This is a genomic window from Pantoea sp. AG702 (genome assembly GCF_003182295.1).
GTDB classification, from domain to species: Bacteria; Pseudomonadota; Gammaproteobacteria; order Enterobacterales; family Enterobacteriaceae; genus Pantoea; species Pantoea ananatis.
This window is the reverse complement of the sequence record NZ_QGTU01000009.1, coordinates 90,722-106,160: the sequence shown is the minus strand read 5'-3', so window position 1 is coordinate 106,160 and position 15,439 is coordinate 90,722. Positions and strand designations below refer to the sequence as shown.

The window sequence follows — 15,439 nt, the reverse complement described above, 5'->3', positions numbered from 1 at the left end:
CGCAAATGAGCAGATGTCATGAGTAATAATCCCTCCCAACTTTCACTGCTGCAGGACGAGATTCGCCGTCGCTACGAAACGCTGAGCAAGCGTCTGAAGCAGGTGGCTCGTTATATCCTTGATAACAGTAACAGTATTGCTTTTGACACCGTGGCCTCTATTGCGCAGCAGGCCGACGTTCCGCCATCTACGCTGATTCGCTTTGCTAATGCATTTGGCTTCAGCGGTTTCAATGAAATGAAACAGGTTTTTCGTCAGCATCTGATGGAAGAGACCGTCAACTATACAGAACGAGCGCGGCTGTTTCGTCAGACAGCAGCGGACGATGCTGCGAATTCGCCCGAAAGTCCGGCTGAAATTCTCAATGTTTTCACCATGGTCAACAGTCAGGCCCTGCAGCAGCTGGCCATGCAGGTGAGCCCGGACCAGTTAGACAAAACCGTGCAGCTTCTGAACGAAGCCGAAAACGTCTACGTAATCGGCCTGCGGCGGTCGTTTAGCGTTGCCTCCTATCTAGTGTATGCCCTGCGCCATCTGGAACGCCGTGCCTTCCTGATTGACGGGCTGGGCGGCATGTTTACAGAACAGCTTAATCTGGTTACGCCCAAAGATGTGGTGATTGCCATCAGCTGTTCACCCTATGCAAGGGAGGCGGTAGAAGTGGTCGAGTTGGGGGCCAAACGCGGTGCCAGCTTAATCGCGATCACTGACAGCCAGGTCAGCCCACTTGCCGCCTTCAGTGACGTCTGTTTCGTTGTACGCGAAGCCCAGGTTGACGGTTTTCGCTCTCAGGTTGCCTCGCTGTGCCTGGCACAAACGCTGGCCGTATCCCTGGCGCTGGCGAATGCGCAGTCCGGTCAGCTCTCCTGACATGCCGCCAGCTGCGGCGGCACTGCTTACACGTCATACCTGAACACATGATACACGCGCCCTCAGTAAAGCCGGGAGCATGACGCCCCCGCGCGTCCCGGCGAGAAACGCCCTCTGCAGCGACAAAAACGCAGTCCTCAGGCTCAATGCTGGTCACTTAGGTGACCAGCTTTTTTTTATCGGCATATTTCCGTGATCTTATTCGCAGCTCCCGCGGAAAGTTTCGTTCTCTTCGCCCCGGCAGTATCAGCCATCTCGCCTTTTTATACGGCGTTCTCAGTTCGCCCGGAACCGTGCCCGGGGTAACTCATCAGGAGCCGCGATATCTCACTGGTGGCTCTGCTGAGGCTCAGCGGGAATAAGATCAGAGAGCGAACGGGCGCGTTCGGGAGAAGTGGAATGAATGATGCCCAGAGCCTGTGAGAGTTCCATAAAAAAGGGTTCATGATGAACATGAACCCCTTTGATCCCTTCCACTGGATCGGTCAACCGGGCCTTAAATGACCCGCATTAGCCCTCAGGCTGCCGTTTTGCTTTCAGCAGTGATTAACGTGACGGATAGCGATCGCTGTTGATCCAGGCATGATCCTGTTCCCAGCTGAATTTCCACAGGCGAACCGGCCCTGCCATAACGTTAAGGTAGTAATTGTTATAGCCAGCCAAGGTTGCTACAGGATGGTAACCGCGCGGTACGGTGACGACATCCCGGTTATAAACAGCCATGCACTCATCCAGAGAACGATCGTCCGTATAAACGCGCTGCATCGCGAAGCCCTGTTCGGGTTCAAAACGGTGGTAATAGGTTTCTTCCAGATAGGTTTCGTTCTCGCTGTTTTCCTGGTCGTGCTTGTGACTCGGATACGAACTGGTATTGCCCTCATCGGTAAACACTTCCACCACCAGCAAGCTATTTGCCGGTTCACTGTCCGGCAGAATGTTGTGCACAAGTCGCTGGTTGTGGCCTTTGCCGCGCCGCTCAACGCCGACATCTTCTGGCGCAATCAGTCGGGCGGGCAGATTGTCGCCCTGCCCCGGTGCCTTGCAGACCGCCAGCTCAAGATCGCTGTCCGCTCTTACCGTCACTGCATCATCATGAGGGACATACACGGAATAAGGCGGCGTACGTTCAAACGGCGACATTCGCTTACCTAACCCCGGAAAGTTTGCATGACGTGTGCTAATCGAGGCCAGGCCTGCCACCAGCACCAGGCAAAGCTCGCTGTCACCGCTGGTCATGTCGAGCGTCTGTCCTTGTTTTAACAGGAAAGACTCGAAACCCACATAGCGCCAGCCCGCACTGTCTGGCGTTACCTGCTGTATGCGCCCCTGCTCATCGGGCTGTTTTACCTTTGAGAGTAATGACATCCGCCGTCTCCTAATCCATCGCCCTTTATCGTCAATACGCTGTCACTCAGCGCCCACTCAACCCAACGTCGGCATACTGAATTCAGAAACCGTTTGCTGGCCGCTCGGCCAACGGACGGTCGCTGTTTTCATGCGCGTATAAAAACGCACGCCGTCCGGACCGTGGACATTCAGTGCGCCAAACACCGAGCGCTTCCAGCCACCAAAACTGTGGAATGCCATTGGCACCGGCACGGGCACGTTGACGCCGACCATTCCGGCTTCGACGTTTTGGACAAATTCACGCGCCGTGTGACCATTACTGGTAAAAATGGCGCTGCCGTTGCCGAATTCGTGACTGTTAACCAGTTTCAGCGCACTGTCGTAATCCGGCGCGCGCATGATGCTCAGCACCGGGCCAAAGATTTCTTCACGCCAGATCACCATCTCTGGGGTTACGTGATCGAATAACGTTCCACCGACATAGTAGCCGTCCTCATAACCTGCAACCTTCTGGTGACGACCATCCACAACCAGCGTTGCCCCTTCCTGCTCGCCGATGTCGATATAACCCAGCACTTTCTTCTGATGGGCGGCCGAAACGACAGGCCCCATTTCATTCTCGTCACTGCCCTTACTCATGCCCGGCCCGACGCGTAATGCTTTAATCAGCGGCGTCAGGCGCGAAATCAGTTTATCGGCGGTGTCATCGCCTACTGCGACCACGACAGGCAACGCCATGCAGCGTTCACCCGCCGAGCCAAATGCGCCCCCCATGATGGCATTGACCGTGGCGTCCAGGTCAGCATCAGGCATGACGATAGCGTGGTTTTTGGCCGCGCCAAATGCCTGCACGCGTTTGCCGTGCGCGCTGGCCGTTTTGTAAATGTGCTCAGCCACACCCGACGAACCCACAAAGCTAACGGCCGCGATACGGGGATCTTTGTAAAGCTGTTCTGCATTCTCATTCGAACTGTGTACCACGTTGAAAACGCCATCCGGCAGGCCCGCTTCTTTCAGTAACTCCGCCATGCGCACGGCGGCAGACGGATCCAGCGCAGGGGGTTTAAGTACAAAGGTGTTGCCGCAGGCCAGGGCAATAGGGAACATCCACAGTGGCACCATGGCGGGGAAATTGAAGGGGGTAATCCCTGCAACCACGCCGACCGGCTGCATGAGCGAGTAGCTGTCTACGCCGCCGCCCACGTTAGGCGAGTTCTCCCCCTTAAGCAGGTGAGGAATGCCGCAGGCGAACTCAATCACCTCAATCCCGCGCGTCAGTTCACCCAACGCATCAGACCAGACTTTGCCGTGCTCGGACACGATCAGCGCCGCCAGCTCATCACGATGCTGTTCCATTAAGGCTTTAAAGTTGAACATCACGCGTGCGCGGCGCAGCGGGGCGGTTTTGGACCAGGCAGGAAAGGCTGCATGCGCCACGTCGATTGCCTGGGCCACTTCGTCTGCGCTGCATTGGGTAAGTTCACGGATCACCTTGCCGGTTGCCGGATCGAACACAGGAATGGTTTCGTTGCTGGCACTGAACGTGGTTTTACCGCCAATAAAATTTCCTACGATAGTCATGATGTTGCCTCTTTGGTATGTACGGTTCCAGCAGGCAAAGCACAAGAAGTGGCATGCTGGCTGGGCAGGAAAAGCCAAAAGCATGCTGAGAAGCTATTACAATGGAATAAATTTTTCAAATAAATATTTTTGAAAAATTACTTTTTAGCGGGGCAGATCGCATTTTTGCATGTCGCTCTGAACGGCTCGCCAGCAATGGCTGTACATGACTTGTCTAGGGGGAAGTTAGTGCCTGTATGCTGTGACGACAAACGCCAGCGTGAAGCCTGCACTGATGCGGTCGTCCCTTCCCGGTCAGGCGTCAAAATAAGCAGGGAGAGACAAAACACCGCCTTCCTTTTAAGTTTCATTAAATCGCATAGTGAAATGAATATTTCTTTTTACGCACCTCTTGCCCTCAGCCTGCCTTTGACAAGGTTCACTCTGCTGGCGCAACGCCCTTAAGCCAAACTGGTGCACGACAGTGGTGCAAAATCCCTCAACCACGGCCATTTTCTGAACCAATAATTTCCTGATTGCAAATCAGGAATCATGTGTTTCACAGCTTACCGCCTTTCCTGCATCGCAGAGTAACGGTCTATCTGTATGATTATTAGCATTATTTATGAGATCCCTCGACACAACGCAAAACCTGGCCTGCTTTATGCAATATCGTCGGACCTCCCTGCACCCGAAAGAGATAATCATGTCTGACCCAAAAAACAGCGGCTTACTGTACGGACTGGACCAGCGAATCCCACCACTCCAGGCTTTCTTCAGCGCTTTACAGCATGTGCTGGCGGGCCTGGTTGGCATTATTACGCCCCCGTTGCTGATCGGCACGGCGCTGGGTCTGGATGCGTGGCTGCCTTATTTGATCAGCATGTCGCTCCTTGCCTCCGGCATCGGGACGTTTCTGCAGTCAAACCGGGTATGGGGCATAGGTGCCGGCATGATATGCATGCAGGGCACCAGTTTTGCCTTTCTTGGTGTGGCCATCTCCGGCGGCCTGTGGGTCAAAGCACAGGGCGGCAGTCCAGAAGACATCATGGCGATGCTGTTTGGCGTCAACTTTGTCGCGGCGCTGGTGCCGGTCATCGTCAGCCGCTTCATCGATACCTTAAAGCGGGTTTTTACGCCGGTGGTGACGGGGAGCGTGATTGCGCTGATTGGTATCAGCCTGATAAAAGTCAGTGTGATTAACTGGTGCGGCGGTGAGAAAGCCCAGGATTTTGCCAGCCTCAGTAACCTGGCGCTGGGTGCGTTAACGCTTGGCGTCATCGTTGTGCTGAGCTGCTCCGGTAACCGCTGGCTACGCCTTTCATCGGTCGTGGCCGGCATCGCAGCAGGCTGTATTGCCGCTGCCCTGAGTGGCAAATTTCAGGTTCACGATCTGGGCGAGAGCGTCTTTCGTTTACCCTCTCTGTTTCCGTTTGGCTTTCACTTCAACAGTACGCTTTTCATTCCGGTGGTGCTGGTCTCTCTGGTCTGCATCATCGAGGCGGTGGGCGATCTTACTGCTAACAGCCTGATTTCCGGTAAATCTATTACCGACAAGACCTTTAGCGCCCGTCTCAAGGGCGGCATTCTGGCAGACGGACTGAGCTGCATGATTGCGGCGATGCTGAGCGCCTTTCCCAACACCACCTTTGCGCAAAATAACGGCGTGATCCAGATGACGGGCGTGGCGAGTCGTTTTGTCGGTCGTTACGTCGGCGTCATTCTTATCCTGCTGGGGCTGTTTCCGCCTTTCAGCGAAGCACTGCGTCAGATTCCCACACCGGTGCTGGGGGGAGCCACAATGGTGATGTTCGGCTGCGTCGTCACGGCGGGGATTCGCATCCTAAGCCAGGCTCCGCTAACGCGCAGGGAAATACTGATTGTCGGTCTGGCGTTTAGTTTCGGGCTGGGAATCGAATCCGTTCCCGCTTCGCTTTCCCATCTGCCGCCCATGTTTGAGAATCTGTTTGGCTCCGCGGCCACCACCGGCGGCCTGGTCGCCATTGTCCTGAATCTTCTCATTCCTGGCGCAGACAAGCCGGCACGTGAAGAAGTAGAAGAGGGCGAATCCGCACAGTCATTATAATCCTGCCACATTCACCCGCGACGCAGTCGTTGCGGGTGACCGCCTGTGCGCTCATGCCCCCTGCCCTTGATGTCTCCGACAGCTTTCTCACTGGATCCGCCCCAGAATCCTTTAACACCCAGACGGCAACACAGCAGGAAATCCGGCTTATTCCGCCATTTATCGGGTAAAAAACTCGCCTGATTTACCGTTTCCCTTAACAAATCAGACCGTTACTTTTCCTTCAACTACACTTTCATCAGTTATTTATGCGTAGAGATACAGAATGAACGCGTTACAGCAGGAAAAAATTGGACAAAATATCTTAATCAAACTCGCGATGCTGGTGATTATCCTTGCCGGGATAAGAGCGGCCTCCGACATTCTGGTCCCGTTACTTCTGGCGGCCTTTTTTGCCATCGTACTGAATCCGTTAGTCACGATACTGATGCGGCGCGGGCTGCGGCGGGGGTTGGCGATTACCCTGGTGATTACGGTGATTTTTATCGTGATTCTGCTGCTGGGAGCCATACTGGCAAGCTCGATGAGTGAGTTTTCCGACCTCTATCCTCAACTGCGCACCATTATGGAAAAGAAAATGGCGGTGGTTCAGCATCTGGCAGCCAGCATCCATCTCAATATCTCAACCGATGCCCTGGTTCAGCGTTTCGACCCAAATACCGTTATGAATCTGGCCAGTGTGGCGCTGAGTGGCTTTTCAGGCGCGATGACCAATACCGTGTTACTGATCCTCACCGTGGTCTTTATGCTGTTTGAGGTGCACCATCTGCCTTATAAAATGCGTAACTCGTTTGTGAACCCCAAAATTCGTATCGCCGGTTTACACAAGGCCTTAAAAGGGGTGACGCATTACCTGGCATTGAAGACGCTAATCAGCCTGATCACCGGCATCGCGGTCTGGCTGACGCTCTACCTGCTGGACGTGAAATTTGCGTTACTGTGGGGCGTGGTGGCCTTTATCCTTAACTTTATTCCCAATATCGGGCCGATTATTGCCGGTATTCCTCCTTTCCTGCAGGCGCTGCTGCTCAACAGCGTATTTGACGCGGCAATGGTGGCGGCGCTGTTTACTGCCATTCACATGGTTTTCGGCAATATGCTTGAGCCACGCATCATGGGGCGCGGTCTGGGCTTATCAACATTGGTGGTGTTTCTGTCATTGATATTTTGGGGCTGGCTGCTGGGCCCGGTCGGCATGCTGCTGTCCGTTCCTCTGACCAGCATCACTAAAATTTTAATGGAAACTACCCCGGGCGGGAGCCGTCTGGCCATTATGCTGGGAACCGGCCGCCCCAAGCCTTCGCGGCTGTTAACCAAGTAAACGCTGCTGCACATGCTGCAGATGATCTCTCATCGCCGCCTGTGCAGCCTGCTCATCACCGGACGCAATTGCCTCGGCGATGCGCTGATGGTCCGCGTTCATTTCATCTGCAAAGGTATTGTCGGCATAATGACGTTCCAGCCGGCGGAAATGGGCGCTGTCGCGTTTGTTCCACAGATTTTCCATCATTTCCCGCAACAGATCATTGCCGCTCATCTCGCTAATCAGCAGATGAAAGCCTTTATCCTGCTCGATGAAAGCCGCGTCGTTTTCATTAAATGCCTGGAGCGCTGCGCTAAGGGACAGCAGCTGCTGACGCTGGGCCTCACTGCCGTTTCGCGCCGCCATGCCCGCCAGCATGCTCTCATAGGCTTCGCGCGCCTGTAGCAGATCCTGCAGGCTGAAGTTCTCGGTTTCTTTGCCTGCTGAAGGTTGCGGTAAGGTCTGAGCGACAAAAACCCCCGTACCGGTGTGGATGCTGACGTAACCCGTCATCTCCAGCGCTATCAGGGCTTCACGCACCGATGAACGACTGACGCCCAGTTGTCGGGCCAGTTCCCGTTCGGGCGGCAGCGCCCCGCCCGGCACGAAATCGCCGCCATGAATGCCCGCAATGATGGCATTAGCAATTTGCCGATAAAGCCGCTCAGTTTTCAGTACCGCTAACCCCATAACTCTCTCCTGTTGCAGGCCGCCTTTCGGGCATCAGATGATACGTATTTATATTGCTGCGATCCGGATCACGGCCTTAATTTACGCGCTATCTTACTCTTGGTCCAGCGGCCTGACCACTGGGCCACACGTCCACCAAGGAGCAATAATGGAACATACATGGCGCTGGTACGGCCCGAACGATCCTGTGTCACTTGACGATGCCCGCCAGGCAGGTGCAACAGGAATTGTCACAGCACTTCATCACATCCCTAACGGAGAAGTGTGGCCTGTAGCCGAAATCAAAGCGCGTCAGGCGCTGCTGGCGGAAAAAGGTCTTACCTGGTCAGTCGTTGAAAGCATTCCTGTGCACGAAACGATTAAGACCCAACGCGGCGATTATCAGCACTACATCGCCAATTATCAGCAGTCAATTCGCAACCTGGCAGCCTGCGGGATTGATACCGTATGCTATAACTTTATGCCGGTTCTTGACTGGACGCGTACCGATCTGGCCTGGGAACTGCCGGACGGCGCTAAGGCGCTGCGCTTTGATGCCGATGCCTTTGCCGCGTTTGAACTGCATCTGTTACAACGCCCCGGCGCGGAAAAAGATTACAGCGCCGCCGAACAACAGGCCGCCGCAACGCGTTTCGCCGCCATGACCGAGGAAGAGAAAGCCACGCTGGTGCGCAACATCATCGCAGGCTTACCCGGCGCAGAAGAGGGTTATACGCTCGAACAATTTCAGGCACAGCTGGCGCAATACGACGGTATTGATAAAGCCAGGCTGCGCGAGCATATGGCCACCTTTCTGCGCGCCATCGTGCCGGTGGCGGAAGAAGTCGGCATTAAGCTGGCCGTCCATCCTGATGATCCTCCCCGTCCAATTCTTGGTTTGCCGCGCATTATCTCCACGCAAGAGGACATGCAGTGGCTGAAAGAAACGGTAGACAGCCTGCATAACGGATTCTGTTTCTGTACCGGTTCCTACGGCGTACGTGAGGATAATGCCCTTATCGAGATGGCAGAAACCTATGCCGACCGCATTAACTTTGTGCACCTGCGGGCAACAAAGCGAGAAACGAACCCCAACAGCTTCCACGAGGCGGCCCATCTGACAGGCGATGTGGATATGGTTGGCGTCATCAAAGTGATCCTGGCCGAGGAGCAGCGTCGCCGTAGGGCGGGCGAACAGCGAGCCATCCCGATGCGCCCCGATCATGGTCACCAGATGCTGGATGACTTGCGTAAGCGCACCAATCCAGGCTATTCCGCGATTGGCCGCCTTAAAGGACTTGCAGAACTGCGCGGCGTCGAAGTCGCCCTGAAGCAGATCTATTTCCAGGACTAAACGTTGTTGCCCCGACGTCGTTATGCTGTCGGGGCACAGGGTAATTTAGACAGGTTGCTGTACTCATATTTATGGCGCGTCATCAGTTGGTCAGCCGCGCTTTCCAGGCAACAAGAGGGTTCTCATTCCTCTCCCTTCTGGCTGCCGTGTTTTGGATTACTCCTCCCACGGCTTCGCTGCACCCTTTTCAGGACACCCCCAAGCTCACCTTTTCCACGACCGGTTTACAGCCGCCATCAAACTAATGTGTGAGCATTCACTAATAGCATGAATTTTTTGTCAATTAATTGCCTGCCAGGTCGATAATTGACCATATCGGAGAATAAGGGATTTCCGACCGTTCACCAGCGGCGTGAACTGGCGTGCTATGCTGCATTAACCCTTAGCACCTCTCAAAACACGATCACGATTCAGAGGTTTTTACGGTGCCGCTAATAAAAAGAAAACATGAGCATGCCAAATCGCTCATTGTCCTCGCAGGACTATTGCCGCTGCTCCTGGGGTTGTTGTTCACGATAATTGATGCCAGAAAAACAGTAAAAGAACAGCAAATTGATACGGCCGCGACCTTACTGTCTCAGGCAGAAAAAATCAGCGATAACGCCTGGAGCATGATCGCCTGGCTGCGCCAGTATGAGTACCAACCCTGTGAAAAGATAGAAAATACGCTGCGGATTAATAGCACTCTCCATCCCTATTTTCGCGGTATCGGCAAACTGGAAAGTAACACGGTAAGCTGCTCTTCTGCCTACGGTAACAAGCCCGCTACGCTTAAAGCCATGATTGGCGTCGCCCCGCCCGTGACCGGCAAAGACTGGTGGAGCCTGTCCATCGCGGGTTCTTACATCGTGCCAGACCGACCTGCCGTGATATTTGTGCGCCAACTGGCAGCTGGCAGAGCCCTCTGGGTGATGGTTGAAGGGCAGTATCTTATTGATTTTATGAGCGCGCTGGGCAGTACGCATCATTATCAGATAACCATGCGTTTTAGTAACGGTGCGCCAATCGTGTCAGGCGATCGTGAAATGGCCGACGACAGGTGGCTTAAGCCTCAGGTCTATCATGCCACCTCTTCCCGCTATAGCATCAAGGTCACCCTGATAGCGCCCGGTGCTGAGCTGGTTAAAACATGGACGCAGCTTCTTTTCGTGTTTATGCCGATGGCGGCGATTTTTTCCGTGCTGTTTATGATTCTTACCGCCTCCTGGCTTCGCAGACGTTTTTCCTGGGGAGATGAAATTCGTCGCGCCATTCAGTCCCGTCAGTTCAGCGTGCATTATCAACCTACCTACAGCTGCACGCTGCAACGTTGCACGGGCGCAGAAGCCCTGTTGCGCTGGACCCTGCCCAACGGTAACAGCGTGCGCCCGGACACCTTTATTACCGCCGCAGAAGCGGAAGGGATGATTATCCCGATTACCCATCATTTGATGGCGTTGATCGTTGAAGACACGCAAAGCTGGGCGCCTAACCCCGGCTTTCATCTGGCGATTAACGTGGCTGCCGAGCATCTTCAGCACCCGGATTTTGTTGACGATATGCTTAATTTTGCTGACAGGATGGCGAGAACCGAATTCAACATTACTCTGGAACTGACGGAGCGGAGCCTGATCAAAGAAGGGAGCCTTGTCGCGGCTAAGCTGGCGCAACTGCGTCAGGCAGGCATGAAAGTCGCTATTGATGACTTTGGTACGGGGCACTGCTCTCTGAGTTACCTGCAAACTTTTACGCTGGACTACCTAAAAATCGATCAGGGTTTTATCAATGCCATCGAATCCCTGGAGGGGGAAACGCCGGTGCTGGACGCCATTATCAGTCTGAGCCATAAACTGAAGCTGCAGGTATTGGGAGAAGGGGTCGAAACGGCAATGCAGTTCCGCTATTTACAGCAGCATGGTGTCACCTTTATCCAGGGCTATTTTTACGCCAGGCCCATGGATAACCCCACGATCGTGGCGTGGATGAAACAATATGGTCATTTGCCGGTTGAGGTTGAAAACACCTGAGCCGCAACTTACTGACGCACGCGGCACAATGACGGTGAAGAAACGCTAAATCAACGCGCTTTTCGCTGTGCTGCACGCTGCTTACTCGCCGCCCGCATTGCCACCGCAATGGCCTCTTCCTGTTGAATGACGTGCTCAACAGGCGCACTGGCGCGCTGATTCAGCCGTTGCAGCGTAGGCATCGACTGCTGCAACAGTTGCTGGCACTCCTCGTATTCCGAGCGTTGCTTACCTGTCACGGTCGATGTTTGTAGTGCTTCGCTCAATTGAGCCAGGCGGTCGATCCAGTATTTCGTGCGGCAGCTAAGCCATCCAGAACTGAGCTGCGCCTCAGGAGGCCGGGAAGCCGTGGGCACCTCAGAAGAATTCATTAATTTTCTTTCTACACTATCTATCTGCGCCACCCAAGGGCTCTGGCAAGTAAGGGGTGTTTTCCTTGACATTCTTCCTCCAAATCAAGGTGAAAGAGTATTGCCGAAGGCGTTCTGATAGGCAAGCCTCAAACCTTAACCCGCCCAATCCTTAATCTTTATTAATAGCTTTAAGCCAGACGGCTGAGTGAACTCAAACCGCAGCGCTCACTTAACACGCAAACGCGCGCAGAACCTGACTTTTTTTCGCTTCAGGGGCGGCTATAAACCACCGGTAAAATTGTTCGTTTTCAGGTCAAACATGACAAATATCACACAAAAACGTTATACTCTGCGGCCGATAAATCAGATAACAACAGTATTTGTTGTTTTGATGGATCGACAGATAATGCTGTTTTACGGCTATGCTTAAATTTCCTCAACGCAGCGGTCTGAACGCTGTTTTCGGTTCGCGCCGTTGAGGACTTTCATGTTCCATTACAGGGTAATTCTATGAAATTGCGTAGGAAGCGTGTAAAACCGATTGGGATAGATGATGTCACCATCATTGATGATTCCCGTTTACGTAAAGCCATTACCGCCGCCTCTTTGGGTAACGCCATGGAGTGGTTTGATTTTGGTGTTTATGGCTTTGTGGCTTATGCCTTAGGTAAGGTGTTTTTTCCGGATGCCTCTCCAGGGATTCAAATGATTGCCGCACTGGCAACCTTCTCCGTTCCTTTCCTGATTCGTCCTTTAGGCGGCCTGTTTTTCGGCATGCTGGGGGATAAATATGGTCGTCAGAAAATCCTGTCGATTACCATCGTCATTATGTCGGTCAGTACCTTCTGTATCGGCCTGATTCCCTCCTATGCCTCCATTGGCATCTGGGCGCCGGTTCTGCTACTGTTGGCCAAAATGGCCCAGGGCTTCTCAGTCGGTGGGGAATATACCGGTGCCTCTATCTTTGTGGCCGAGTATTCGCCTGACCGTAAGCGCGGCTTTATGGGAAGCTGGCTGGACTTCGGTTCTATCGCCGGCTTCGTGCTGGGCGCGGGCGTCGTCGTCTTAATCTCTACCATCATCGGCGAAGAGAACTTCCTTGCGTGGGGATGGCGTCTTCCGTTCTTCCTGGCCCTGCCACTGGGTATTATTGGCCTGTATTTGCGCCATGCCCTGGAAGAAACCCCCGCGTTCCAGCAGCACGTCGACAAACTGGAACAAGGCGATCGCGAAGGCCTGCGTGACGGTCCGAAAGTCTCTTTCAAAGAAATCGCCACGAAACACTGGCGTAGCCTGCTAGCCTGTATCGGTCTGGTTATTGCAACCAACGTGACCTATTACATGTTGCTGACCTACATGCCAAGTTACCTGTCGCACAACCTGCACTACTCTGAAGATCATGGCGTGCTGATTATCATCGCCATCATGATGGGCATGCTGTTTGTCCAGCCCGTGATGGGGCTGCTGAGCGACCGCTTTGGCCGTCGTCCGTTTGTGATTATCGGCAGTATCGCCCTGATGATCTTCGCCATTCCGGCCTTCATGATGATCAACAGTGGCATGCTGGGAATGATTTTCGCTGGGTTGTTGCTGCTGGCCGTTATCCTTAATGCCTTTACCGGCGTGATGGCTTCGTCACTGCCTGCTATGTTCCCGACGCACATTCGCTACAGTGCATTAGCCAGCGCCTTCAACATATCGGTACTGATTGCAGGCCTGACGCCAACGTTAGCGGCCTGGCTGGTAGAATCGACCAATAACCTTTATATGCCCGCTTACTATCTGATGGTGGTTGCAGTCATTGGCCTGATTACCGGCCTCTACATGAAAGAGACGGCGAATAAGCCCCTGAAAGGTGCAACTCCCGCCGCCTCTGACATGGAAGAAGCGCGCGAAATTCTGCAGGAGCATCACGATAACATCGAGCAGAAAATCGAAGATATCGACGCCGAGATGGCCCGCCTGGAAGCCAAACGTAAAAATCTGGTTGAACAGCACCCAAATATCAACGAGTAACGCCCCTCTCTCCCGCCCCTGAGGCGGGAGAATCTTTTGCTGCCTCTGCACACCGCACACAAACCTTCATCGCCTGCACCTAATCGGAGTAGACTGTGCGTCTTATTTAAACTGGCTACGTGAGTGTCTATGTCTGATTTTTCCCTTACCCAACGTCCCAGAAGATTGCGCGCCAGCGCGTCAATGCGTGCAATGTTTCAGGAGTCCAGCCTTAGCCTGAACGATTTGGCCCTGCCCATTTTTGTTGAGGAAGGTGTTGATGACTATAAAGATATTCAGGCCATGCCTGGCGTAAGACGTATTCCTGAAAAACGTCTTGCCTATGAAATTGAACGTATCGCTAAGGCGGGCATTCGCTCGGTCATGACCTTCGGGATTTCCCATCATACCGACGCGACCGGCAGCGATGCGTGGAATGAAAACGGCCTGGTGGCGCGTATGTCGAAAATCTGCAAAGACACCGTGCCTGAAATGATCGTGATGTCGGATACCTGCTTCTGCGAATACACCAGCCATGGCCACTGTGGCGTGCTGTGTGACCACGGCGTCGATAACGATGCCACCCTGATCAATCTGGGCAAGCAGGCCGTTGTGGCGGCGGCGGCGGGGGCCGACTTTATCGCGCCTTCTGCCGCAATGGATGGCCAGGTTCAGGCGATACGCCAGGCGCTGGACGCCGCAGGCTTTACCCAGACAGCGATCATGTCTTATTCCACCAAGTTTGCATCATCCTTCTATGGCCCCTTCCGGGAAGCGGCAGGTACGGCCCTGAAAGGCGATCGTAAAACCTATCAGATGAACCCGATGAACCGTCGTGAGGCTATTCGCGAGTCGCTAATTGACGCGGCTGAAGGTGCCGATGCACTGATGGTTAAACCGGCCGGAGCCTATCTGGACATTCTGCGCGATATCCGCGAGCGCACCGAACTTCCGCTGGCGGCCTATCAGGTTAGTGGTGAGTACGCGATGATTAAATTCGCAGCCCAGGCGGGCGCCATCGATGAGCGTAATGTCGTGCTCGAAAGCCTTGGCGCGATCAAGCGGGCTGGCGCAGATTTGATTTTCAGCTATTTTGCACTTGAGTTGGCCGAGAACAACCTGCTCTGAGCCATGGCCCTTCTGCGACGGTGCCTGCACCCTCGCAGAAGGCGTTATTCCTGTCCGGTAAACGGGGAAATGAACGCGATGCTTATTGGCGTGAATTAATCACATCACTCATTATGCCCTCTATTCAGTAAACAAATAATACACAAATCGCAACGTAATATAATCTTTTAGCCTTTACTTCCACATCGCAGGAAATAACCATTCACTTCCTTAAGAATCTTTACGCATGTAATGTTTTGAGAAACACAGGATAATTTACAATCACCTTCGAAATTTAAGGGGGTGTTATGAATGAGAACAAATACAATGAGAGCGTGATTATTTCTGTTACTGACTGGATTAATAAGAATCTGGACCAGCGCTTAAGCATTGACGACATTGCTGAAAAGGCGGGTTATTCAAAATGGTATCTACAAAAGTTATTTTCCCGTTATCATAATGAAACGCTGGCCCATTACATCCGTAGAAAGAAATTAATTGCCTGTATTAATGATTTAAAATACAGCCATGCGCCCATTATCAGCCTGGCGGTTAAATACCACTTTGAAAGTCAGCAGTCTTTTACCCGCTCCTTCAAGCAGATGATGGGCTGTACGCCTAGCGTATGCCGTAAAAGCCAGCGACTGAACGTTACCGACAGCAACGCCCATCCTTGCAGCGTATGTAGTAAGGCTGAAAACCCCCCAAAAAAGAAGTTATTTAGCGGAATAAACGAAACCTTCGGGGTTGGTCATTTAGTCCGCTTGCTTTAACCGTGGCAGCAAAAAA

12 protein-coding genes are annotated in these 15,439 nt (G+C 53.3%); 8 read left to right on the top strand and 4 right to left on the bottom strand.

All coding sequences use genetic code 11. The features are described from left to right. Positions 1-18: 18 nt before the first annotated feature. The gene (locus DFO57_RS19700) at positions 19-870 is read left to right on the top strand and encodes a MurR/RpiR family transcriptional regulator (RefSeq protein ID WP_013027575.1); all 852 of its coding nucleotides are present in this window, start codon (positions 19-21) and stop codon (positions 868-870) included. 546 nt (positions 871-1,416) lie between these two features. On the opposite strand, the gene iolB is transcribed toward DFO57_RS19700, so the two are convergent. Together iolB and DFO57_RS19690 are read right to left on the bottom strand one after the other, a co-directional pair. Further along, positions 1,417-2,235 (bottom strand): 5-deoxy-glucuronate isomerase, encoded by an 819-nt coding sequence (gene iolB / locus DFO57_RS19695; protein WP_014594813.1) that lies wholly within the window; start codon positions 2,233-2,235, stop codon positions 1,417-1,419. A 57-nt stretch (positions 2,236-2,292) separates the two neighbouring features. After that, positions 2,293-3,798 carry a CoA-acylating methylmalonate-semialdehyde dehydrogenase gene (locus DFO57_RS19690; RefSeq protein WP_014604821.1) on the bottom strand — a complete coding sequence of 502 codons (1,506 nt, stop codon included), beginning with the start codon at positions 3,796-3,798 and terminating at the stop codon, positions 2,293-2,295. A 685-nt stretch (positions 3,799-4,483) separates the two neighbouring features. Here DFO57_RS19690 and DFO57_RS19685 point away from each other — a divergent pair. Beyond that, on the top strand, positions 4,484-5,863 hold the full coding sequence (locus tag DFO57_RS19685; RefSeq protein WP_026021056.1) for a nucleobase:cation symporter-2 family protein: 1,380 nt from the start codon (positions 4,484-4,486) through the stop codon (positions 5,861-5,863). Between the two features lie 265 nt (positions 5,864-6,128). Beyond that, positions 6,129-7,184, top strand: coding sequence for an AI-2E family transporter (locus tag DFO57_RS19680; protein ID WP_013027580.1), 1,056 nt, complete (start codon positions 6,129-6,131; stop codon positions 7,182-7,184). Here DFO57_RS19680 and DFO57_RS19675 read toward each other — a convergent pair. Beyond that, a complete protein-coding gene (locus DFO57_RS19675) occupies positions 7,173-7,856 on the bottom strand; it encodes a FadR/GntR family transcriptional regulator (protein WP_013027581.1) in 684 nt (227 codons plus the stop codon). The genes DFO57_RS19680 and DFO57_RS19675 overlap by 12 nt on opposite strands. Before the next feature lie 148 nt (positions 7,857-8,004). Here DFO57_RS19675 and uxuA point away from each other — a divergent pair, with 148 nt between their 5' ends. Together uxuA and DFO57_RS19665 are read left to right on the top strand one after the other, a co-directional pair. Next, positions 8,005-9,189: a mannonate dehydratase gene (gene uxuA, locus DFO57_RS19670; protein ID WP_014604819.1), complete on the top strand. Its 1,185-nt coding sequence runs from the start codon at positions 8,005-8,007 to the stop codon at positions 9,187-9,189. A gap of 425 nt (positions 9,190-9,614) precedes the next feature. After that, entirely contained in the window at positions 9,615-11,195 is a 1,581-nt protein-coding gene (locus tag DFO57_RS19665) for an EAL domain-containing protein (RefSeq protein WP_014604818.1), read from the top strand. Positions 11,196-11,245: 50 nt separating this feature from the next. On the opposite strand, the gene DFO57_RS19660 is transcribed toward DFO57_RS19665, so the two are convergent. Further along, the gene (locus tag DFO57_RS19660; protein WP_022622532.1) at positions 11,246-11,566 is read right to left on the bottom strand and encodes a hypothetical protein; all 321 of its coding nucleotides are present in this window, start codon (positions 11,564-11,566) and stop codon (positions 11,246-11,248) included. 492 nt (positions 11,567-12,058) lie between these two features. Here DFO57_RS19660 and proP point away from each other — a divergent pair, with 492 nt between their 5' ends. The 3 genes from proP (at position 12,059) to DFO57_RS19645 (ending at position 15,423) form a co-directional block, all read left to right on the top strand. Further along, entirely contained in the window at positions 12,059-13,564 is a 1,506-nt protein-coding gene (gene proP, locus DFO57_RS19655; protein WP_013027585.1) for a glycine betaine/L-proline transporter ProP, read from the top strand. A 129-nt stretch (positions 13,565-13,693) separates the two neighbouring features. After that, a complete protein-coding gene (hemB, locus tag DFO57_RS19650) occupies positions 13,694-14,671 on the top strand; it encodes a porphobilinogen synthase (RefSeq protein WP_014594817.1) in 978 nt (325 codons plus the stop codon). 287 nt (positions 14,672-14,958) lie between these two features. Continuing rightward, the gene (locus DFO57_RS19645) at positions 14,959-15,423 is read left to right on the top strand and encodes a helix-turn-helix domain-containing protein (protein ID WP_013027587.1); all 465 of its coding nucleotides are present in this window, start codon (positions 14,959-14,961) and stop codon (positions 15,421-15,423) included. Positions 15,424-15,439: the final 16 nt, after the last annotated feature.